The 22,943-nt window shown below is 47.3% G+C and carries 22 protein-coding genes; 12 read left to right on the top strand and 10 right to left on the bottom strand.

All coding sequences use genetic code 11. The features are described from left to right. Positions 1-32: 32 nt before the first annotated feature. Positions 33-3,323 (top strand): AAA domain-containing protein, encoded by a 3,291-nt coding sequence (locus tag KE626_RS01390; protein WP_211971092.1) that lies wholly within the window; start codon positions 33-35, stop codon positions 3,321-3,323. A gap of 87 nt (positions 3,324-3,410) precedes the next feature. On the opposite strand, the gene KE626_RS01385 is transcribed toward KE626_RS01390, so the two are convergent. Both KE626_RS01385 and dusB read right to left on the bottom strand, forming a co-directional pair. Continuing rightward, the gene (locus KE626_RS01385; protein ID WP_079471790.1) at positions 3,411-3,980 is read right to left on the bottom strand and encodes an NUMOD4 domain-containing protein; all 570 of its coding nucleotides are present in this window, start codon (positions 3,978-3,980) and stop codon (positions 3,411-3,413) included. A gap of 43 nt (positions 3,981-4,023) precedes the next feature. Then, positions 4,024-5,091, bottom strand: coding sequence for a tRNA dihydrouridine synthase DusB (dusB, locus tag KE626_RS01380; RefSeq protein ID WP_211971091.1), 1,068 nt, complete (start codon positions 5,089-5,091; stop codon positions 4,024-4,026). A 186-nt stretch (positions 5,092-5,277) separates the two neighbouring features. On the opposite strand from dusB, the gene KE626_RS01375 reads away from it, so the two are divergent. The 5 genes from KE626_RS01375 to KE626_RS01355 all read left to right on the top strand — a co-directional run bounded on the left by KE626_RS01375 (position 5,278) and on the right by KE626_RS01355 (position 8,493). Next, positions 5,278-6,231: a CPBP family intramembrane glutamic endopeptidase gene (locus tag KE626_RS01375; protein ID WP_211971090.1), complete on the top strand. Its 954-nt coding sequence runs from the start codon at positions 5,278-5,280 to the stop codon at positions 6,229-6,231. Between the two features lie 27 nt (positions 6,232-6,258). Then, on the top strand, positions 6,259-6,507 hold the full coding sequence (locus KE626_RS01370) for a putative signal transducing protein (RefSeq protein WP_211971088.1): 249 nt from the start codon (positions 6,259-6,261) through the stop codon (positions 6,505-6,507). Positions 6,508-6,620: 113 nt separating this feature from the next. Next, positions 6,621-7,505 carry a phosphatidate cytidylyltransferase gene (locus KE626_RS01365; protein ID WP_211971086.1) on the top strand — a complete coding sequence of 295 codons (885 nt, stop codon included), beginning with the start codon at positions 6,621-6,623 and terminating at the stop codon, positions 7,503-7,505. 85 nt (positions 7,506-7,590) lie between these two features. Continuing rightward, on the top strand, positions 7,591-8,244 hold the full coding sequence (locus KE626_RS01360; protein ID WP_211971085.1) for a phosphatidylserine decarboxylase family protein: 654 nt from the start codon (positions 7,591-7,593) through the stop codon (positions 8,242-8,244). Between the two features lie 27 nt (positions 8,245-8,271). After that, entirely contained in the window at positions 8,272-8,493 is a 222-nt protein-coding gene (locus tag KE626_RS01355; protein WP_211971083.1) for a hypothetical protein, read from the top strand. 109 nt (positions 8,494-8,602) lie between these two features. Here KE626_RS01355 and KE626_RS01350 read toward each other — a convergent pair whose 3' ends face one another. Further along, positions 8,603-9,298 carry a YjjG family noncanonical pyrimidine nucleotidase gene (locus KE626_RS01350; protein ID WP_211971081.1) on the bottom strand — a complete coding sequence of 232 codons (696 nt, stop codon included), beginning with the start codon at positions 9,296-9,298 and terminating at the stop codon, positions 8,603-8,605. 96 nt (positions 9,299-9,394) lie between these two features. Between KE626_RS01350 and KE626_RS01345 the strand changes: the two genes are divergently transcribed. From KE626_RS01345 to KE626_RS01335, 3 genes are all read left to right on the top strand, one after another. Next, positions 9,395-10,096, top strand: a complete 702-nt coding sequence (locus tag KE626_RS01345) for an SDR family oxidoreductase (RefSeq protein WP_211971079.1) — start codon at positions 9,395-9,397, stop codon at positions 10,094-10,096. A 157-nt stretch (positions 10,097-10,253) separates the two neighbouring features. After that, a complete protein-coding gene (locus tag KE626_RS01340; RefSeq protein ID WP_211971077.1) occupies positions 10,254-12,200 on the top strand; it encodes a BatD family protein in 1,947 nt (648 codons plus the stop codon). A gap of 19 nt (positions 12,201-12,219) precedes the next feature. Beyond that, positions 12,220-13,005: a tetratricopeptide repeat protein gene (locus KE626_RS01335; RefSeq protein ID WP_211971076.1), complete on the top strand. Its 786-nt coding sequence runs from the start codon at positions 12,220-12,222 to the stop codon at positions 13,003-13,005. Here KE626_RS01335 and KE626_RS01330 read toward each other — a convergent pair. From KE626_RS01330 to KE626_RS01300, 7 genes are all read right to left on the bottom strand, one after another. Beyond that, positions 13,000-13,746 carry a LytR/AlgR family response regulator transcription factor gene (locus KE626_RS01330; RefSeq protein ID WP_211971075.1) on the bottom strand — a complete coding sequence of 249 codons (747 nt, stop codon included), beginning with the start codon at positions 13,744-13,746 and terminating at the stop codon, positions 13,000-13,002. The two genes, KE626_RS01335 and KE626_RS01330, sit on opposite strands and share 6 nt — an antisense overlap. Positions 13,747-13,870: 124 nt before the next feature. Further along, positions 13,871-14,680 (bottom strand): sensor histidine kinase, encoded by an 810-nt coding sequence (locus tag KE626_RS01325; RefSeq protein WP_211971074.1) that lies wholly within the window; start codon positions 14,678-14,680, stop codon positions 13,871-13,873. Between the two features lie 318 nt (positions 14,681-14,998). Beyond that, the gene (locus KE626_RS01320) at positions 14,999-15,709 is read right to left on the bottom strand and encodes a response regulator transcription factor (RefSeq protein ID WP_211971073.1); all 711 of its coding nucleotides are present in this window, start codon (positions 15,707-15,709) and stop codon (positions 14,999-15,001) included. Between the two features lie 61 nt (positions 15,710-15,770). Beyond that, positions 15,771-16,790: a sensor histidine kinase gene (locus tag KE626_RS01315; protein ID WP_211971072.1), complete on the bottom strand. Its 1,020-nt coding sequence runs from the start codon at positions 16,788-16,790 to the stop codon at positions 15,771-15,773. Beyond that, positions 16,787-17,275, bottom strand: a complete 489-nt coding sequence (locus KE626_RS01310) for a gliding motility lipoprotein GldH (RefSeq protein ID WP_211971071.1) — start codon at positions 17,273-17,275, stop codon at positions 16,787-16,789. The genes KE626_RS01315 and KE626_RS01310 overlap by 4 nt, the downstream gene beginning before the upstream one ends. Before the next feature lie 15 nt (positions 17,276-17,290). After that, on the bottom strand, positions 17,291-18,166 hold the full coding sequence (locus tag KE626_RS01305) for a YicC/YloC family endoribonuclease (protein ID WP_211971070.1): 876 nt from the start codon (positions 18,164-18,166) through the stop codon (positions 17,291-17,293). 207 nt (positions 18,167-18,373) lie between these two features. After that, positions 18,374-18,967 (bottom strand): pseudouridine synthase, encoded by a 594-nt coding sequence (locus tag KE626_RS01300; RefSeq protein WP_211971067.1) that lies wholly within the window; start codon positions 18,965-18,967, stop codon positions 18,374-18,376. 54 nt (positions 18,968-19,021) lie between these two features. On the opposite strand from KE626_RS01300, the gene KE626_RS01295 reads away from it, so the two are divergent. The 3 genes from KE626_RS01295 to KE626_RS01285 all read left to right on the top strand — a co-directional run bounded on the left by KE626_RS01295 (position 19,022) and on the right by KE626_RS01285 (position 22,804). Further along, positions 19,022-19,732 carry a Crp/Fnr family transcriptional regulator gene (locus tag KE626_RS01295; protein ID WP_211971065.1) on the top strand — a complete coding sequence of 237 codons (711 nt, stop codon included), beginning with the start codon at positions 19,022-19,024 and terminating at the stop codon, positions 19,730-19,732. 187 nt (positions 19,733-19,919) lie between these two features. Then, positions 19,920-20,366: a hypothetical protein gene (locus KE626_RS01290; RefSeq protein WP_211971063.1), complete on the top strand. Its 447-nt coding sequence runs from the start codon at positions 19,920-19,922 to the stop codon at positions 20,364-20,366. Then, complete coding sequence (locus KE626_RS01285; protein ID WP_211971062.1) at positions 20,366-22,804, top strand: heavy metal translocating P-type ATPase; 2,439 nt, start codon at positions 20,366-20,368, stop codon at positions 22,802-22,804. Before KE626_RS01290 ends, KE626_RS01285 begins: the two co-directional genes overlap by 1 nt. Positions 22,805-22,943: the final 139 nt, after the last annotated feature.

The following is a 22,943-nucleotide window of genomic DNA, read 5'->3' as shown; positions in this document are numbered from 1 at the left end:
TATGCTTTCCGCTTTATGCTTACCTTGCAGCAATGCTCGTATCACATACCGCTGCTGCGTTTTACGCCAGGATTAAGGAAGCTCACAGCATTGAACATACGGAAGAAAAAACCCGTCACTACAAACAGATACTGGAAATCCTCTTCCGGGAATTAACCAGGAAAGAAACCCGCTCATTCGGGAACCTGTTTGCACGCATGCAGTTCTTTTTTGACCGGCAAACAGTCCCCCCGGATATTCATCAGCAACTTACCGCTCTCCGCATACTAACGAACAAGGCTACACGTGGAATGTTCCCGTTGCAGGAAACAGAACACCTCCTGTGTATCAAAGCACTCACCGAATCTGTATCCTGGTGCTACCAGGCAACACCTCCGGCCGACCTCACCAACATATACGCCCCCTCCGGCGTGCATAAACTATCGCTGGCCTACCAGCACCGCCCTGGCAGCCTGAGCCTGCTGAAATGTATGGTAACGGCCGTAGGGCCTCTCACTACCGGCGCTCAGGGAAAATATACCCTGCAGCTGGAGGTGAAAAACGATGAGCAGGGCGACTTCAGTTTACAACTGGAACACATGGAATCCATGGCGGTTGTATCGCTGCATGGCCTGCTGCGCCCTTATGATACCATCAATGTATTGCATTGCCGCCAGGGCGCCGAAGGACACGAATACGCCACCACCAGCGAAAGCCAGGTGGTATTGGAACCCGACCTCCTCATTGACATCAGCGACCTGGCAGAGTGCTTTACCCATAAAGGACCCAACAGGTTATTATATCTCGTTAAAAAACTAACACCCCAGCAATCCAGCCCCGCCGCGTTCAAAGGAAACCTGGTCAATGCCCTGCTCGACGAAATGTTGCGCAACCGGGACATCGATTTCAAAAGCTCCTTTGTGGAAGCCGTGGCCGACAATGTACTGCAGGCCGCTGCCTATGGCCGGGAAAAGATCAACGAAATGTTCCGCGATATCCGGCAGCAGCACTGGGGCAATCTCCATCATACTGTAAAAGAACTGCAAAACAAGCCGGTACGTATTGAACCGACTTTCCTTTCTGCCCAATACGGACTGCAGGGGCGCCTGGACCTGATGGCAGAAGACGATACCGACGAGTCGCGCAAAGAAATATTCGAGCTGAAAAGCGGAAAATGCCCGGACTTCAACACCTGGAAAAACCATGAAATGCAGGTAGTAGGGTACAATCTGTTGCTACGCTCTGCTTTTGGCCGCCACCGAAAAGGCAGCTCTGCCATCCTGTATTCCGCCGCTGCTGCCGACCCATTGAGGAATGTAAGCAGTACACATCTCACAGAAAATGATTTACTGTTACTCCGCAATGAAGTAGTGGCCATGCTGCTCCGGCTGGCCGGCGGCGAATCTGAAGTACTTTCCACTATTACTGCCGCTGCCGCTATCGGCCTGCCCTCCTTCAGCGCTGCACATTTTACCGCATTTGAACAGGCCTGGCAAACGGCGCCACCGGTGGCAAAAGCCTACTACCATGAGTTCCTGGCATTTATGCTGCGCGAATACCTGCAGGCAAAATGTGGTATGTTTTCAGAAATTAACCGGGAAGACGATGCCGACGGCTTTGCCGGGCTATGGCTGCAACAGGAAAAAGACAAGCTTTCCCGCTTCAATATTATACCGGGACTGCGTTTCCGTGAATTCGACACCGTAAACAGCTCTGTGTTATTTGATATAGTCGTGCCCGTTAGCCATAACTTCCGCCGGGGCGATACCGCTATCATCTATCCCCGCACCAGCACAGAACTGCAGCCCATGCAGCAACAGCTGCTGAAGGGCAGGATAGAAGACCTCGGAAAAGACCAGCTGAGCTTTTCGCTGAACAACCGGCAGATGACCCTGGATTTTTTCCGGCAGTTCGACGAATGGATCATTGAACATGATATCTATGAATCCAATTACTGGATCGCCACAGCCTCCCTGTTTCATGTAATATCTCCCCGCTACCGGGAGCGTACCAATATGCTGCTGGGACTGGCCACTCCGCGTTGGTATCCATTACAGTGCACCACGCCTGCAATGTTTAATCCCAACCAGGAACAGATTGTAAAACAGGCCCTGGAAGCGCAGGACTACTACCTGTTACAGGGGCCTCCCGGCACCGGTAAAACTTCTTCCATGCTCACCACCATCGTGGGGGAAATGGTTAAGCAGGATACCTATGTAATTATTGTGGCCTTTACCAATAAGGCTGTCGATGAAATATGCCATAAACTCGCCGCCAAAAACATTACCCATCTGCGCATGGGAGGCCGCAGCTCAGAAGCTTCGCTGACCCTGAAACAATATTGCCTCGAGGGCTCGCTCGATGAGGCCAGGAACTACGTTACCGGCCACCGCGTATTTGTAGCTACGGTAGCTACAATGGCTACCCGTTTGGAGCAATTGGTAATGATGGGGATTCCTACCGATACCCTGATCGTGGATGAAGCCTCCCAGCTTACAGAACCCCAGCTGCTGGGGCTATTGATGCCTTTCCGCAAATTTATCCTGATAGGCGACCAGAACCAGTTACCACCCGTGGTAGCGCAGGAAGAATATTTCTGCCGCGTAAAAGCGCCTTGTTTGCTGGATCTGGGTATCCGGGACTTACGTACTTCTATATTTGAACGCCTGATACACCGCTGCAAAACCAGCCACTGGCGCCATGCCTGGGGCATGCTAAACACCCATTTCCGGATGCACGACAGCATCGCCGCCATGGTAAACCACTATTACGCCGGCCAGCTTTGCTCCGGAAGAACAGCGCAAAAGGAGGACTTTGATCTTTACCGGGATCATGAAAATGTAGGGTGGGAGCGGATCCTCTCTTTGGGGAGAAAGGTTTTTGTAGCCAGTCCGTATGAGGCTACTTCTAAAATGAACAAAACAGAGGCACAGTGGGTGGTATCATTGTTACAACACCTGAAAAGTCGTTATGGCGCCAACTTCAGCAAAGACACTGTAGGCGTGGTTACGCCCTGGCGTACACAAATCAGTCTTATCCGGGAGCTGATAGCAGAAGATCCTGTTTTACAGGACATCAATATAGATACGGTGGAACGCTTTCAGGGCTCCGAAAATGATATTATCATCGTTTCCCTGGCGGTGTACCATGCGGCACAGGTACAAACCTTACAATGCCTGGGGCAGTTTAACTGGGAAGAGGAGGAGATAGAGGTAGACCGTAAGCTGCTGGTAACGTTATCGCGTGCACGAAAACAGGTAATTATCCTGGGGCATGAGCCTGTGTTGCAGGACAGTGCCCACTACCGGAAGATGCTGGGGGCAATGGCCAGGGGCGTGTTATAGTACCGGCTATAAACAACTATGGCCATACTGGTAGTATGGCCACAGTTCAGACAACATCATATATGATCAGTCCTGGGAAACCAGGCTTTAATCCAATGTTACATGCCCCCAGTTTTCACCGCTTTTGATGCGGTAAAGCTGCATTTCGCTGATATCAAACTGTTCGGCAATCTGCTTCATAGTTTTCTTACCAGGCTTGTTCAGCAGGCGCTTGATACTCTTTACTTTGGTAACATTCAGCTTCAGGCCTTTTACACGATTACGCTGCTTTTCCTTATAAGCCAGCTTTGCAGGGCTTTTTTGCTGATGCTCTTCCATTTCCTCTTTGGTAGCCCATTGAAGGTTGGAAGCTTTATTATTCTTCTTATCGTAGTCCAGGTGAATCACATACTTATGTGCCCGGCCTCCTTTTTTACTGAAAAGTTTGGCCACCTCACGGTGCAGGTAGAGTGACTGGTAGCTGTCGGCCGGCTTTACGTTTAATACCGTATAGCCTTCTACGGTAGACCCTGTGAGCAGCTTACCATCTTCGGTACTTTCATGATAACTGATCACTCTCCCCATGTTTGATACAGCGTATTTTTTACGCAGGGCAGATTTGTTTTTAATCTGTAAGTCTTTCCAGACTTCATTTTTCAGATTTTTAATTGTGGTCATGTGAAAGCAATTTTTGTTTTTTTATACTCTGGGGTTTATCCGTTTATCCGTAAACGTTACAACCGGCCATTTCAGTATCAGCCGGCAGAAAATCGTGTGCAGCTAATTGGGGAGCAGCCCTTTCGAATATATGGTCCTTATATTGTAACACTACCGCGTCTAGTACTTCCTCTATTTCAGCTAATGTATTGTAAGTTACTAATTGTTGTCTGAATTCTTTTATATGCGGTAACCCTTTGAGATAATTTGTGTAATGACGGCGCATTTCCAATATACCTACTACTTCTCCTTTCCAGGCAACTGATTGGCGAAGGTGTTTTTTACAAACCTCCACTCTTTCTAAAACAGTTGGTAGCGGCAAATGTTCGCCAGTCTTCATAAAATGCTTAATCTCCCTGAAAATCCAGGGGTAGCCAATGGCGGCGCGGCCAATCATCACGCCATCCACGCCATATTTCTGTCTTGCAGCAATTACCTGCTCCGGCGTACATATGTCACCGTTACCAAAGATAGGAATTTGTATGCGTGGATTGTTTTTTACTTTTCCGATCAGCGTCCAGTCGGCACTGCCTTTATACATTTGTGTACGGGTACGGCCGTGGATGGTAAGCGCTTTGATGCCTACATCCTGCAACCTTTCCGCTACGTCTTCAATATTCTTGGTGTTGTCGTCCCAACCCAGGCGGGTTTTAATGGTTACCGGCAGCCTGGTGGCTTTTACTACGGCTGCTGTAAGCTTCACCATTTTGGGTATATCTTTCAGGATGCCTGCGCCGGCGCCTTTACAGGCGACTTTCTTTACCGGGCAACCGAAATTGATATCCAGCAGGTCGGGGTTGGTAGTTTCCACAATCTGCGCAGCCAGCGATAAAGACTCCTCATCACCTCCGAAGATCTGTATGCCTACCGGGCGCTCATACTCGAAAATATCCAGCTTTTTGCGGCTTTTGATGGCATCGCGTATCAGTCCCTCCGAAGATATGAACTCTGTATACATGAGGTCTGCTCCATTATCCTTGCACACCGCGCGGAATGGCGGATCGCTCACATCTTCCATGGGCGCCAGTAACAAAGGGAATTCTCCCAATTCAATATTTCCTATCTTCACCATAATTTACATAACCACAGCAGGTTTTGCCGCAGTTATTATTTTAATATTTTATATACTATTTCTTTTACAAGCAGGATTTCTTTGCAGTGACAGCTATAAATAACGCAGCTGTGATGATTATAAAGCAACTGCAAAAACTGATTTTCGCGCTGTAAATTTACGCAAAATTTAATACAGTATTTTCTTATGACCGGTTATCTGAAGCAGTCCTCTACTTTATTACAATTTGTTACCTTCCTTGGCTTTTTCTTTGGGTTCTTCGCGGTATACATAGCAGCGCTGCAGATGATCACGCCTGCCATGACGGGCCAGAGCCTGGAGGCTATTCAGAATGGCGCCTTTAGCGATCCTAACCTCGTCGGCTATCTGAAAATAACACAATTCTTTTATACCATCGTCGCATTCTTTGTGCCATCTGCAATTTTTGCCTACCTGTGGCAGCCTTATCCTGCCACTTATCTTGGTTTGAAACCGGCGCCTAAGGGCTTACAGATCCTGATTGCCCTGCTGGCAATGTATGGTACCTTTCCCCTGGCAGGTTTGATGGGCGAATGGAATCAACACTTTCCGATCTCACAGTCGGCAAGAGATATGCAGGCCCTCGCGGAGAAACTGCTCACTGTAATGCTGCGCATGCCTGCTATCAAAGATCTTTTAATCAATCTCGTGCTGGTAGCCATTGTACCTGCTATCGGTGAAGAGCTTTTTTTCAGGGGCATCCTCCAGCGCCTGATCATCAAAAGCACCCGCAAGGTTTGGTTAAGCGTATTTATCACCGCTATTTTGTTCAGCGCCATCCATGGTGAAATGCTGGGATTTTTACCCCGGGTGGTACTGGGATTTGCACTGGGCGCTATCTATGTTATCAGCGGCAACCTCTGGTTAAGTATCTTCGCACATATACTGAACAATGGCGCACAGATCATTATGCTCTACCTTTTCCAGCACGGCATGGTAAAGGACGATCCGATGAAAGACACGCCGGTAGCCTGGTATCTGATCGCTTTGAGCATTCCCGTAACCATTGGACTGTTTTGGGCGTTAAGTAAAAAATCAACCCCCATGCAAATGATTGATCCGGTGGAACCCAAAAAAGATAAAGATGGGATAGACGACATCGGAGTGGACGAAAATTTGTAATCTTGACAAGACATTAAAGCGATAATTATGGAAAAAGACTGGGTAAAAATCTTTTCGAGCGACAGGCCATTTGAGGCGGAAATTGTGAAAGGCATGCTGCTGGATAACGGGATAGAGGCTGTATTACTGAACAGGCAATCTTCTTCCTACAATATTACCCTGCCAGGTCAGGCAGAACTATATGTTCATCAAACACAGGAAGAAATGGCCAAAAGCCTGGTGCATCATCACAACAATCTGCCCACCGGCGATCCAAATGAGGTAGATCCGGCATAGGGGTATGAATCCTGTAAGGCGTCTTTCCATCAGTAACACCTGACAGGAATTTGCTCCACAAGGTTATTTTATCCACTTTTGCGGGCAGAATTTAATCACCAGATTTAAGCATAATGAAGACTTTTTTCACCCGCACTGCCTCTGCGCTTGTGTTTGTGGCAGTAATGCTGGGAGGTATCCTGTGGACGGACTATACCTTTTTCCTGCTTTTCTTCCTGATAGGCTGTTTTGCCCTGCAGGAATACTTTAAGCTCATCCGCCACATCGATCCCGACTACGCTGGTGTACCTACCCCGCATAAATGGGGCGCCACTATTGCCGGGGCAGCCATACTGCTCACTTTTACCGGCAGCAACTTCCAGGTGGCACATATCCCCACAGGCCTTATTGGCTGGTGGGTAGCGGTTATTTTCCTGCTGGTAATGCCATTGGGAGAAGTGTTAATGAGCAAGGACTTTTCTTTAAAAAACATAGGTTATTCGGCCATCGGACTGCTATACATTACCATTCCCTTCGGCTTACTGATACATATCCGGCTTAATGCCATCGATATCCAGTATACACCCGGTAATGTAGGTACTGCACCGGGATGGCTGATACCGTTACTGCTCATCATTTTTATCTGGATTAACGATACTATGGCCTACATTGTGGGCTCTCTCATTGGACGGACTCCCTTTGCACCGGCTATTTCCCCGAAAAAAACCATCGAAGGCACTGTTGGCGGCATGATCCTCGCCGTTGCCACTGCCGGTATTTATGGCCATTTCTGGGGATACCAGTACCTTGCTCTCCAGCATTGGATCGCATTGGCCCTGATCGCTGCCGTATTTGGCACTATCGGCGACCTGATCGAATCCAAACTGAAAAGGATGGCAGGAGTGAAGGACTCCGGCAACATCATGCCCGGCCACGGCGGATTCATGGACCGTTTCGACTCATTGCTCCTGGCCGCTCCTTTCGCCTGGATCTATGTTCAATTCTTTATGATGGCTTAATGATAATTTCGTATGCCAAAAAAATTGAATTGAAGTACCTTTGCACAACGATTAAATAATAAATCAAACAACTAATAAAAAAACAATGAAGATCCATCGTGAAGGATTTGCTACCATTTCCCTTGTATTCCTGGTACTGGCGTTAATTAACGGAGCCGTCGTTTATTGGTTCGGCTGCGCATCCGGTCTCTGCTGGACCGTATCCATTATATCCCTGGCCTTCTTCCTGTTCATCGTATCATTCTTCCGGATTCCGGCCAGACAATATACAACAGGCGACTCACTGGTGATTTCTCCCTGCGATGGTAAGGTAGTGGTAATTGAAGAAGTATATGAGCCTGAATACTTTAAAGACAAACGTTTACAGGTGTCTATCTTTATGAGCCCTGCCAATGTACACGTAAACCGCAATCCTATTAGTGGGGTGGTTAAGCTGTCGCAATACCATGCCGGTAAATACCTGGTGGCCTGGCACCCGAAATCATCTACTGAAAACGAAAGACATTCTGTTGTTATAGGCAACGGCAAAACCGATATCCTGGTAAGACAAATCGCCGGCGCCCTCGCCCGCAGAATTGTCAACTACCTGAAACCCGGCATGGACGTGAAACAGAATGACGAAATGGGCTTTATCAAATTCGGCTCCCGCGTTGACCTCTATCTTCCCATCGGCACAGAAGTGGCCGTGAAACTGGAAGAAGTGGTAAAAGGCGGCGTTTCCGTAATTGCTAAAATCTAGTATCTTTAGAAGCTAAACGGCATTTTTATGATAAAGAAAGCTTTTACCGGCGCAGCAGCCATCCTGTTACTGGCAGGCGTTGCTTTTGCCCAGGAAAAAACAACCGGTAAAGCAACAGATAAATCCGCTAAAAAGGAATGTTCTGCTGCTACCTGTAAAACAGCTGCAAAAGGTAAAAGCTGCTGTCAGCAGCCATCTAAAACCGGCAGCCTGAGATTGGCAGCCGCTAAAACGAAAGCTAAAGGCTAAACGCATAAAGCATAAAGCTATTGAGGCGAATGATCTAAGCGAGTATTACACTATGCTTAAATCATTCGCCTCAATAGCTTTATGCTTTATGCGTTTTGCTTTATGCTATCTACAGTATGCTTCTCAGCTCCTTCAGGTGATGGATAACATACGTAGGTTGAAAATCGACGGGAGGCTTAGCAGGGTTAAAATAAACCTGGTCCATGCCCACACCATGCGCCCCTTTGATATCCAGCTCCATCGCGTCACCGATCATAATGCTTTCCGTGGCGCTGGTACCGGCTTTACTGATAGCATAATCAAAGATTTCCCGGTAAGGCTTTAAGCTGCCTGCCACTTCCGACGTAACAATATGTGTGAAGTAATGGTCAATACCGGCATTTTTCATTTTCAGCAACTGGGTTTCCTCAAAACCGTTGGTGATCATATGCATCGGGTATTCCTTTGTGGCCAAGTATTCCAGCGTTTCCTTGGTTTCCGGGAACAGGCCTGTTTTGTAAGGCAGTATTTCCAGGAATTCTTCGCTGATCTTTTGGGTCAGCTTTTCGTCGCCGATCTTGAAGTCAACCAGCGTAAGACGGAAACGCTTATCCCTCAACTCACGGCGGGTTATAAATCCGCGGCGGAAACGATCCCACAAACGCTCATTATGATCCACATAAGACACGGAAAACGCCTCAAAAGACGGTATTCCTCTGCTCTCCAAAGCATGGCTGTTGTACAGCTCGCGCAAGGTTTCCTGTTCATTTGTTTCAAAGTCCCAGAGTGTATGATCCAGGTCAAAGAAAAGATGTTTGTATTTCATGACTGCGCAAAGGTACAAAATACCACAGAGATGGGTTTGCAGATACCTGTCCATTCAAAGTAAATTCCTTATTTTACTGCATCAATAAAAGAAACTATGAACGCAGTTATTACGGGCGCCAGCAAAGGCATTGGAAAGGCCATTGCTGAAAAACTGGCGCTGGAAGGCTTTAATGTAGCGATTTGTGCCAGAAATGCAGATCCGCTGGCCACGGCAAAAGCGGCCATACAGCAAAAGAACCCGGCAGTAACAGTACTGGCAGAAATGGTAGATATGGGAGATAAAGCGCAGGTACTGGCTTTCGGCGAAAAAATCAAATCTGCCTTTGCCCGTGTAGATATACTGGTAAATAATGCCGGGATATTTATTCCGGGCGCCCTCTATGAAGAAGAAGATGGGCTACTGGAGAAGTTGATGGCAGTAAATGTTTACAGCGCCTATCATCTCACCCGGAACCTGTTACCCGCCATGATCCCACATCGTAACGGGCATATATTTAACCTGTGCTCTACCGCCAGCTACAAGGCTTACCCTAACGGCGGATCCTATGGCATTACCAAACATGCCCTGCTGGGCTTCAGCAAAAATCTGCGGGAAGAGTTACAACCCCATCATATCAGGGTTACATCGGTAAGTCCCGGCCCCACCTTAACCGCCTCCTGGGATGGCTTTGAAGCGGCCCCAGACAGGATGATGCCCCCGGAAGATATCGCTGCGGTGGTGTGGTCCGCCTGGACAATGGCCAAACAAACCGTGGTCGAGGAAATCATACTCCGGCCCATGCTGGGCGACATCTGACGCATCGGCGCTGTTGCCGGTCAACAATCCGGGAAATGGTCGCCGGCATAGATTAGCCAAATAACTAAATTAGAACATATTAGAATGTTTTAACTAACTTTTAACGGGGCCTTACAGCGCTTCCAGTGCGGCTTTGGTTAAATTTGTTGACATAATTATGAAGTACAGAATTTGCATAAGGAAGTGTATTTACTCCGTTTTGTTTTGTTTAGGACTGGTAGCCTGTGCCTCCGCACAGGAGTTCCGCTTTACTACTACTGTGAGCAATAACACCGTGACGCAGGATGAACCTTTCCAGATTCAGTTTATGCTGGAAAACGGGGTGAATGTGGCCAGCTTTACGCCTCCCAGTTTCAAAGACTTTGAAGTGTTGCAGGGCCCCTCACAAATGCAGGGACAATCTATTTTCAACGGCAAACGATCCGAATACATTGCACTCAGCTATCTGCTGCAGGCAAAACATGTAGGCAACTTTACCATCGCCGGCGCACAGGCCCGCGTAAATGGCAACATCGTCAAATCAAACCCGGTTTTAATCGAAGTAAGAAAAGGTAATGCCCAGCAACAGCAACAGCAGGCGGCGCCGCCTTCGGCCGGCGTTCCTTCACACCGCGGACAAGGCGGCGAAGACCTCCCCGAAGGATTCCTCAAAAAAGGAGAAGACATCAATGAAAAACTGAAGAAAAATATTTTCCTCAAAGTAGATGTGGACAAAACCTCCATGTACGAGGGAGAACAACTAACGGCCACGTATAAACTTTATACACGCCTCCCAACAAATTCCAGTGTTACCAAAGTCCCTGCTTTCAAAGGATTTTCCGCTAAAGATATAGAACTGCCCAACCCTCCGCAAGCCACGGAAGAAAGAGTGAACGGCGTTCCCTATAAAGTATTTACCATTCGTAAAACACTGCTGTTCCCTCTGCAATCCGGCGCGCTGGAACTTGACCCCGTGGAGGTCGACAACCAGGTACGGCTTGTAAAAATGGTTGCCAACAAACGTGGAGGCGCCAACCGGAACAAAGATCCGTTTGAAGATTTTTTTAACGACCCTGCGTTTAAAGATCCTTTCTTTGACGACTTTTTTAACCGGCCGGAAGTAGAGTACCAGGACGTTCCATACAAAATACAAAGCAACCCGATCAAAATAAATGTAAAGCCCGTACCGGTTGACGGACGACCTATCAGCTATAATGGCGCAGTAGGTAAATTTAACATGACGGCCGTTTTGGATAAAAAGAAAATCACTACCGACGATGCGCTTACGCTCAAAGTAACCATCAGCGGCCAGGGTAACGTAAACCTGCTGAACTCCCCTAAAATAGAGGTCCCCACCGGGTTTGACAGGTATGATCCTAAAGTGACCGACGACATAGAAAAGAACAGCAATCCGCTTTCCGGCAGCAGAACCTTTGAATATGTACTAATGCCGCAGGAAGCAGGCGACCATACCATACCCGCCGTTGAGTTTTCCTACTTTGATCCTGCCGCCAACAGCTTTAAAACATTACGTTCCGAACCGTTCAGTGTACACATTGAGCAAGGCAAACATATTAAACAGGATAAGCAGGACTATGGCACCGGCAAAAATGACCTGGTGAAAAATGAAACCGGCATTCTCAACTGGACGCGGAACCACAGCTGGTTTATAGTAAGCGCGTGGTTCTATATACTGTTGTTACTGCCTTTGCTGATAGCCGCCGGCATTATTTTCTACAAACGCAAAAAGGATTATAATACCACCAACGCCGCTGTACTCAAACACCGCTATGCTAATAAAGTAGCCTTGAAACGGCTCGAACTCGCGGCCCGCTATCTGAAAGAAGGAAAGGATAAAGCGTTTTATGAAGAAACTTCCCGTGCGGTATGGGGCTATCTCAGCTCTAAGCTGAAAATACCAATGGCCGATCTGAGTAAGCAACTGGTGCAGGATAAACTGAGCGCCCGCAGCATAAACGGCAGCAATACGCACGAGCTGTTTAACCTGATTGATAACTGCGAAGTAGCATTGTATGCACCCGGTCAGGATGACCGGAAAATGCAGGGCACCTACGAAAAAGCAGTCACCATTATCAGTAACCTGGAAGACGCATTGAAGAACTAACCATTAACGAAAGGCGAAAATGCTGAACAACAGAAATATTAAACTGGTCTTTTTTGCAATAGCATGGTTGCTGCCGGCGTTTACTACCGCCAACGCACAAACGCCGCAAAGCAATCCGCAGCAGCGGTTTGAACAGGCGAATGTTCTTTTTAGTCAAAGCAAATACACAGAAGCTGCCAGGACTTACCAGCAGCTGCTGGATGAAGGTCATACGCAAAAAGCACTCTTCTTTAATGCAGGCAATGCCTGGTACAAAGCAGGTAAAACAGGACAGGCAATATATAGTTATGAAAAAGCATTACAGCTGTCTCCTAACGATGCTGCGATAAAACATAACCTCGCCATTGCTAATCAGAAAGTAAGTGGCTTTGTAGAAGAATTGCCGTTGGTATTTTTTCAGCAGTGGTGGTTACAGCTGCAGCATCTTCATAAAGCAAATGGCTGGGCAGTGGGTACAGTGGTGCTTTTCTGGTTGCTGATAGCAGGTATATTAGTAAATAGCTTTCTGCCGGGATGGAAAAATAAATTTCTTCGCTGGGGCAACTATGTCATCGGCGCATTATGCGTGTTATACCTGCTGATGGCGATAGATACCTATCTGTCTTCCAACAATCATCAATCAGGCATTGTGATGAACAGCAATATCAAGGCAAAAACATCTCCGGATGAAAATAGCCGCGATGCGTTTGAGATAGGAGAGGGCATGAAAGTACATATTGTGGATGCTACTGCAGAATTCTGCAAAGTAGAACTGGCCGATGGTAAAAATGGCTGGATCAGTTGTGCCTATATCAAGCGGCTATAAGCGTTCTATACGAAGGAGAAAATCATGTTTCTTTTCACGTGCTACCGGTACGCTGTTACCATCACACATGATAATTTCGCCGCCATCTCCTTTAATATATTTCTCCATAAAAGACAGGTTAATCAGGAAGCTGTTGTGTACCCGGAAGAAGCCTTTATCAGTAAGCCATTCTTCCATTTCAAGGAGTGTGCGGTATACCACCACCGGCTTTTCCGGTTCCTGCAAATGCAGCCTGGTTTGGATACCCGCCGATTTGCAATAGATAATGTTTTTGGCGGTCACCATACGCAGTCCTTCCAGGGTAGGCAGCGCCATGCGCTCGTCCTGGTAAAGATGCTGCTGCAGGAATAACAACAGGTTATCTACCTTTTCGTTCATATCAGCCCTGGACTGCGATCCGGCTTTTTCCACGGCATCGCGCAGTTCCTTTATATCAATAGGCTTGAGCAGGTAGTCCAATGCGCTGTGATGAATAGCCTGAAGGGCGTATTGGTCGTAGGCGGTAATAAAAATAACGACAAAATCGCGGTGGCCGCAGGCTTCGAGCACTTCGAAACCATCCATTCCCGGCATTTCCACATCCAGGAAGATCAGTTGAGGATGAAATTCATTTATAGCATTAAGGGCATCCCTTCCGTTACCACAAACGGCCTGTACAGTAACTTGCGGGCAATACCTCTCCAACATCATTTGCAGTGCATCCCGACTATGTTTCTCGTCGTCCACTATAATGGTACGCATTAGTTCAGATTGTTTTGTAAAGTCCGGGTGTTACAGGTTGCTGTGAGATTTGTGAAATATGGTCGTCGATTCAAAAAATCCATGTAGAAATTAAGCTATTTATGGCATATTTCCAATAAAAGACTCAGCCTGCCAGTGATTGACGGGTGCCTATATGTTGCATGCTGATAATGAGGCGGTTACCCGTAGGGAGCTGTTCCGCATCGTATACTTGCAGCGCTTTTATGCTGGCCTGCATATGGTATTTTTCACTCATCATATATAATCGTTCGGAAGCGATGTCGATGCCGGTGGCCTGGCGCTCACCGGTACCATCCAGCACTTCGGTGATCAGTACGCCATTATCTTCCAGTTGTATAAACAGCCGGTCTTTTTCCTTACAGATCGTAATCAGCAGCTGGCCGCCGGATTTTTGCGGCCTCAGCAGTATCCGGTGCCAGATGGCATATTGCACATATGGCTGGATGATCAGGGGAGGAACCAGGGTGAACTGCTTGTTTACCTCGGGCAGCACCTTCAGCTGGTAGTCGAACTGCTCGTCAAAACGGAGCTGTTCCAGCTGTATATATAATTCCAGGGCGTCCAGCTCGTCCTGCAGTGAAATCCATTCCTTATTGAAGTTGCCTATCATGAGCCGCATTAAACGGGAGAAGCGGGTGAGGTACAGGGAGGCCATATCTGTACTTGTAGTAAGAATATAATGGTGAATAGCATTGAGGCTATTAAAAATAAAATGAGGGTCCATTTGCGCCTGGAAAGCATGGAGCTCCAGGTTAATTTGCGTATGGTGCTTGGTTATTTCTTTCGCCGAGACTCTCCTGATTTTTCTTTCCCGCAGGGTAAAAAATACTATTAGGGTAACGAGACTTAACAAAAAAAACAGCCAGAAGGGCCACTCCGCAGCAAAGACTATTTCTGTGTAATAATGTGCCACATATTAGGTTTACAGGAGGATGTTCTTCATCTCTTATAAGCGAAATAAATATCGGCTAATTAATCACTACAGGAAAGTGAGATTTATTATGAGGTCGAATTTTAACGGAAAACGGAGAGAATGGGGTGAAAAGTGGCGAACCGGCTCTTAGTCATTAGCAGTTAGCTTTTAACCAATGCAGCGAACCAGCTGTTAGCCTTTAGCTACCAGCTGTTAGCGAATGCAGCACCGGGTGATGGGTGGGGCTGAGACAATCAGGCTTTCAGCCATTGGCTGCCGGCAGTTAGTTAAGGGCTAACCGCTCACCCAGCCAATCGCTTACGCTTCAGTAAATTTATAGCCTACTCCTCTTACTGAATGGAAGTAACGGGAGTTACGGCTGTCTTCCTCAAAGTATTTACGGAAATTGAGTATAAAGTTATCGATGGTACGGGTGGTAGGATATACGTTATACCCCCAAACTACCTGTAATATCTTTTCCCGGGTAACTACCTCTCCTTTGTTTTCGATGAGTAGTTTGAGCAGCATGGCTTCTTTCTTACTCAGCTCATAATGTTTACCATCTTTCCCTACGCATTCCTGTGCCGCAAAGTCGATCATGTTTTCTCCGAAGCGGTATACATTGGGAACGCTGTCTTTATCCTGGATCTTTTTGTTTTTTACGATGAGCTTCTCTACCCGCAGCAACAGTTCTTCCAGGTTAAAGGGTTTGGTCATGTAGTCGTCGCCGCCCTTTTTGAGGCCCAGTACGCGATCCGCGCTGCTATTTTTAGCACTCAGGAAAAGAATCGGTATCTCGTTGTTCTGAATACGGATGTTTTCGCATACCGCGATGCCATCCATTTCGGGCAACATGATATCCAGTATAATGAGATCGAAATATTCGTTTTTTACTGCTTTCAGCGCAGCTGTGCCGTTGTCCACTGCGGTAACCTCATATCCTTCCAGCTCCAGGTTCAGCTTCAGCGCTTCCTGGAGATTTTCTTCGTCTTCCACCAGCAGTATTGATGCCTTTGTCGCTTCCTTCATGTGTTATTGTTTGATTTTACATCGAATCCGGATCCTGGTATTCATCAATCCGTTATCTAATTTACGCCGTTTGCACGGAATATTCAGGGAAGGTTATTTCAAAGCAGCTACCGGAAGGTATATTATCTCTTACTTCTATTTCTCCTCCGTGTTGTTCCACAATTTTGGCGGTCAGGAACAAACCGAGGCCGGAGCCTTTTGCTTTGCGGGTGTTTTCGTTCCCTACGCGGTAAAATTTCAGGAAGATCCTGCCTTTCTCCTCCTGGGGAATCCCGGGCCCCTGGTCAATTACCTGGAGCTTCAGTTCCTCATCCTGTTCAAATAGTTTTACAAAGATGGTGGTATTCTTTGGTGCATATTTGGCGGCGTTTTCCACCAGGTTGCTCAGTACAATCTGCAAGGTTAGCTTATCGCCGTCCAGCCATACATCCGGCAACAGGTCGGCTTCAATCTGGTGGGTGCCTATGCGGCCATCCAGTTCCCGGATGCTGCCTGATATCAATGCTGAAAAATCCAGCGGTTCTTTATACAGCTGATATTTATGTGTTTCCAGTTGCGCAGCCAGGAGTATGTTGTTACACAGCTGGTCCAGGCGATTGGTTTCACGAATGGTATTGTTAATCAGCTTCAACTGCTTCTCCTCATCCAGCCGGTGTTTACGGATGGTTTCGAGATTTAGTTTGGCGGCGGCAATAGGAGATTTCAATTCATGGGTAACCGCCATCATAAAATTCTGCTGCTGCCTGCTGAGCTTCATATATTTCCACACCGCCCTGTATACAAAGAGTGCGCCGAGTAAAATGATTCCTAAAAAAATGAGGCCTTCGCCCAGGTATTTAAAAGAGCGCATATGCTCTTCTTTGTTGATCCGCTGCAATTCCAGCTGATGCGCCACCGGCTGTGCAAGGCTATCTACACGTAAATAAAGATTTTGCCGTTCAAAGCCGCTGATCTGCTCACTTTGTCTGAACAGCAGAATGCCCCACCACACGAGCGCTGCTATCGTATATCCCAGTACTAAAAAATAAACGAAGGAAACAGATTTTCCTTCCTGCATTTTATTGAAAATCTTTTTCATCATTGCCTGGTACCGGCTTTCTCAATCCGCAAGCCAACATTCATCACATGGGGTAGCGGATTTTGCCGCATATTTTGTTCGAAGGTGAATTTATAGGTACCGGGTTTATCAAAGGTGGCGCGCTGCTGGATAAAGATACGGTGCTCATAAATATCATCCAGCCCGGAACCAGACCATTTGCCCGTTACATCGGCAAGCGGCAGTTCTACCCGTTGTTCCCTGGAGGTACTGTCGCCGGGCGACTGTGTTCCTATCAGCAACCAGATATTGCTGTAAGGGTAAGCATCTGTATGCCGTACGTTTACGCAGATATTATACAGATACGCGGTATCTTCCGGTTGTATTTTTACTTCAAAAGATGGTTTATAATCATAAGCCCACTCATGCCCCGGGATCTCCAGGTTCTTCTCGTAAGTGTCTAATTTAGGTGGCTTGCAGGCTGCAGCCAACAATAAAAAGCCTGCTGTTGCCAGGAAAATTCTCTTCATACGGTATGCGCCTTACTATAAAACGTTTAAAACTTGTTCTTTAGCTTTTTCCAGTTCATCCTTCATCAATACCACCCATTGCTGAATACCGGCATCATTGGCTTTGGAGCCGGTTGTATTTATTTCGCGGCCTATTTCCTGTAACACAAATCCCAGTTTCTTGCCTTTGGCCGAATCAGTATCTTTCAGTATTTCCATGAAATAACGCAGGTGATTCTCCAGGCGGGACAGTTCTTCGGAGATATCCAGTTTTTCCAGGTAGAAAATCAGTTCCTGTTCCAACCGGTTACTATCTACATTTTCCTTTCCAACATGTTCGGCGAGCAAACCTTCAAGGCGCTGACGGATACGGTCTTTACGCAACGGATCCAGTTCGCGTACCTTTTGCATGGAGGCGTCAATATTTTCTATCCGCTGCTGCAGATCTGCTTCCAGCATTTGTCCTTCGTCGATACGATGTGTATCCAGGTCGATCAATGCCTCGCGCAGCGTGTCTTCTACGTCTTTCCATTCTTCATCTGTCATTTGCTCTGTAGCCGGACTTACCACCTCGGGCAGTTTCATCAGCACATTGAGCATATCGCCCTGCGGCAGCTCCAGCTGGTTGGCCAGCATGGTGATTGACTGGTAATAATATTTTGCGAGATCTGTGTTAATTACAACCGGTCGGGTAGCGCCATTCTGGCGGATATTGATGGTTGCATCAAGCGTTCCCCGTTGCAAGGTTTGCTGCATAAGGGTACGGATGTCGAACTCATAGGGTCTTAACAAAGGAGAAAACTTCAGATTCACTTCAAACTGCTTACCATTCAGCGATTTGATCTCCACTACGATACTAGTTTCGCCTCTTGTGCTTTCTGCCCTTCCGAAGCCGGTCATTGATTTCAGCATAATAGAAATTTGTAGGTGACAAACCTAGTTAAAAAAGCTGAAAGCATAAAGCATAAAGCAAAAAGCCGTTGGCTGCTTACCAGGGCTGAGGGCCAACAACCATCAGCGCCTGTTTGCCACCGCTGGACCTTGTACCGCCAAAGCGTTAGCAGCACGAACAAAGCGCCGTAGTGCCGCAACCGGGACCAGTGCCATCACGCAACGTTATCATGGTACCAGTTTCAGCTTCCGGTACAGTTCCTCCCTGCCCAGCTGCAATAATTCTCCTGATTGCATACCGGCTACGGTAATATCCTCCAGCCGGTAACGGACAAGCCTCAACGTAGGAAACCCTACCGCGGCAGTCATGCGTCTTACCTGCCGGTTCTTTCCTTCGGTCAGGATCATCCTGATCCACGGCGCCGGGATACTTTTACGGAAACGGATAGGAGGGTTCCGCAGAGGCAGCAGGGGTTCTTCCGTGAATAACTCCGCCTTACAGCGTCTCGTCCGGTATAATTTGCCATCTACATTGATCTGTACACCTGCCTGTAACTGCTGCACAGCTTGGGGGGTCACGGCGCCGTCCACCTGTACCCAGTACTCCCGCTCATGCGCATGCTGCGGTAACAACAGTTTTTGATTCAGCGCCTTATCGTTGGTTAATATCAGCAACCCCTCACTATCATAGTCCAGCCTGCCAACAGGATATACGTCCGGCGGCACTTTAAAATAATCCGCCAAACAGGCTTTGTTGCCCTCCGGAGTAAAGCGGGTCAACACCTCATATGGTTTATAAATAATATAATAATTAAGCGCCACGAATACTTTTGCTTTGGTTAAGGAGCCGTAAATTAGTACTTTTGCAAATTGATTATGGCTACATCGTTCCACAATCCTTCGTGCCAACACTGTAAGGATCGCTTCTCTTCAATATTCTGCAAGGCGGAACAATGCAATCTTGAACAGATTTCAGATGCAAAAGTGTGCTCCGTATATAAAAAAGGACAGGTGATTTTCCATGAAGGCGCCTACCCATTCGGTGTATACTGCATCAACGATGGTAAAATAAAGCTTTCCCATAGCGGCGACGATGGCCGCGAACAAATCATTCGCCTCGTTAAAGCCGGCGATATCATGGGCTATAAAGCCCTCCTGAGCAATGAACGGTATACCGCCACCGCTACCGCACTGGAAGATTCTTCGATTTGCTTTATACCTAAAGACCTGTTTCTCAGCATTCTGCAAAAAGATGCAGCGCTTTCTTTTGAAATGATGCGCATCTTGTCAAGCGAACTTCGTAAAGCCGAACTCAAAATTACCCACCTGGCCCAAAAGCCGGTAAGAGAACGGCTCGCGGAAACATTACTCTTTATCAAAGAAACCTATGGCCTCGAAGAAGATGGTCATACCCTCAGCGTACGCCTCTCCCGGGAAGAAATTGCCAACCTCGTAGGCACCGCCACCGAATCTGCTATACGCCTGCTTTCCGAATTCAAGAAAGACGGCATGATTGAACTCGAAGGCAAAAAGATCCGCCTCCTCGACCTCACCGAAATTATCCGGACCGCCAACCTGCAGGACTAAATCCTGATAATAATCATATTCTGCCTTGATACATGTCATTGCCCCCCGGCAACACTACCGGTACTTTTGCCCTGTATCAAACAATCGGTTCATGTTCGCGTATTCCATCATTAATTTTCATGAATTAACACCCGGGAACCTCTGTAACGTTATTTCCAACAAATTCCATCTCCCAATCCAACATACAATGGAACAGGTAATGTCCTATTTTAACCTGGACCTGCAGGAAGACCGCAGCGCCCCGGCTGTGGCCGATCTCCAACACCTCCTGTTCGGGAGAATGCAAACGGAAACCATACAACTGATCCGCAGAGAATCCAACCTGCTGTTTCCCGTTATCAGGAATACCTCCGCGCGCAATAAAGCTCTGAAGCCGGCAGCTTACGACAGCGTACAGCAATCGTTTCAGAAAATACAACTGCTGCTCCAGAAAGTCCGGCAGGTATCCGGTAACTACCAGCTACAGGAACAATGGAGCGCCGAATACAAACTGTGCACCGGCGATCTGTTTATAACAGAACAGCTGCTGCAGCAATGGATATATGTAGCGCAGAATATTCTTTACCCAGCTGTCATACCCGGTCACACGGCCATCATCTCCCAAGATGATATTGATAACGTAATTATTGACTAATGCCCGTTTCTTCGCACGCCAACACCCATACTGCCTGCTACCATTGCGGGGAAGACTGTACTGACAATGACATTGTCCTGCAGGATAAAATATTTTGTTGCCAGGGCTGCAAAATGGTATACGAAATACTCCATCAATATGACCTCTGTGAGTATTATCACCTTAACACCCAACCTGGCATTAACCAGCGGATCACCGTGCGGAGCGACAAGTTCGCTTTTCTTGAAGATGAAAAAATTGCACAGCAGCTGCACCGGTACAAAGACGATGCACAAACGCATGTGAACTTCTATATTCCGCAAATTCACTGTAGCTCCTGCTTATGGCTGCTCGAAAACCTGCACCGGCTGGAAAAAGGCATACAACGTGTAACCGTTAACTTTAGCAGGAAAGAGGTGTTGGTCATCTTCTCACATCATGAAACCGACTTAAGAAGAGTAGCTGAAATATTGACTGCCATTGGGTATGAACCTTATATCAGCCTGCAGGACCTACAATATAAAAAACCACGCGCCAACCGTAAACTCATCTACCAGCTGGGCGTTGCCGGGTTCTGTTTTGGCAACATCATGCTGCTTAGCTTCCCGGATTATTTTGCCGGCGCCGGCGCGCTCGACGAAACATTCAACCGCCTGTTCCGCTACATGAACCTCATACTGGCATTGCCCGTACTTTTCTATAGCGCACAGGCCTTTTATAAATCCGCCTGGAGTGGGCTGAAACATGGATTTCTGAATATAGACGTACCTATTGTGCTCGCCATTGTTGTTACATTTATCCGCAGTTTCGCAGAAGTAATGCAGGGCCATGCAGGATATTTCGATTCCATGACCGGCATCGTTTTCTTTATGCTGACAGGAAGAATACTGCAAGACAAAACCTACCAGGGGCTTTCATTTGACCGTGACTATACCGCCTACTTCCCTATAGCCGTAAGCGTTATCAAAGAAGATAAAGAGGTGCCCACAGCACTGCCCGACATTAAAACCGGCGATACCATCCGCATTCATAATAATGAACTGATCCCGGCAGACGGCATCATTGTTAGAGGCAAAGCGCTGATCGACTATAGCTTTGTTACCGGCGAATCAGCACCGGTAAGCAAAGCCACCGGCGAAATTATTTATGCCGGCGGACGGCAGCTCGACGGCAACCTGGAAATCCTTACCGTGAAAGAAGTAGCACAAAGCTACCTCACCAGCTTGTGGAATAGAGATGAGCTAAAAAACAAGGCGCCTGAAAAGGTATCTTTTGTGCATTTGTTAAGCCGCTATTTTACATGGGGGGTATTAGGCATTGCCGCTATCACTGCGGGTTACTGGGCATTACACGAACCTGCCCGCATATGGCCTGCCGTTACTGCTATCCTGATCATTGCCTGCCCATGTGCCCTGTTACTGGCATCTTCCTTTACCAACGGACATATACTCCGTATCCTCAGCAGGCATCAGCTATACCTGCGCAACGCCCAGGCTATTGAAAACATGGCCGACGCCACACATATTGTGTTTGATAAAACAGGTACGCTCACCGGTAAAACCGGCAGCTCCGTTATTTATTATGGCACCGTTTTAACACCGCGGCAGGAAGTGCTGATAGCGGCCCTGGCGGCCCAATCCACACATCCGCTCAGCAGGGCCATTGTGCAATACTGCGGCAGCCCGGCTCCGCAGGGCGTTCACGATTTCCAGCATTTCGCCGGCAAAGGCGTATGCGGATGGGTAGACGGACTTTTTATCCGGTTAGGCAACGCGGACTTCACTGGCGCCCATCGCAAAAATGAACAAACAGGAAGCGTGGTGTATGTATCGATCAACGAAAAACTGAGCGGCCTTTTTACCATCCGGAATACCTACCGCAATGGGTTAAGACCATTGATGCAACAGCTGCAAACGCATTATCCGCTGTCCGTACTTTCGGGCGATAACAACCACACCGCCACACAACTCCGCAAACTCATGGGCAGTGATGCCACCTTACTATTTGATCAGCAACCAGCCGATAAACTCGCTTATATCATTTCCCTGCAACAACAAGGGAAAAAAGTAATGATGATAGGTGATGGGCTGAATGATGCAGGCGCACTGAAACAAAGTGATATCGGCATTTCCCTGACGGAAGACAGTAACAATTTTACACCCGCCAGTGACGGTATCATGGCTGCGCAACAACTGCACCTGTTGTTTCGGTTCATACAATTGTGTAAAGCAAACAAACGCATCATCCTGGTTAGTTTTGCATTGTCGCTGCTGTATAATATTACCGGTTTATATTTCGCTGTGCAGGGAATTTTATCGCCATTGGTTGCCGCCATACTGATGCCGGCAAGTTCCATCAGTATTATACTAATCACATTTGGCTGCAGCGAATGGCAGGGCAAAAAGCTTTACTACAAAGCATTACAGCAAATGACTGATAAAAATCATATTCCTGATTGAGTAATGTCATTGTAGCCACAGCACAGTGATGCTATCTTTGCTATCACACGAAACATACATAGCATCATCTAAGCAAACCTCTATTTAAGTCCGCATGAAATGAGCGTGTAAACAGTCGCAAAAAACTGTTTACACGCAG

It is taken from the genome of Chitinophaga hostae, from assembly GCF_018224885.1.
GTDB lineage: Bacteria > Bacteroidota > Bacteroidia > Chitinophagales > Chitinophagaceae > Chitinophaga > Chitinophaga hostae.
This window is presented reverse-complemented; position numbering and strand designations above follow the sequence as displayed.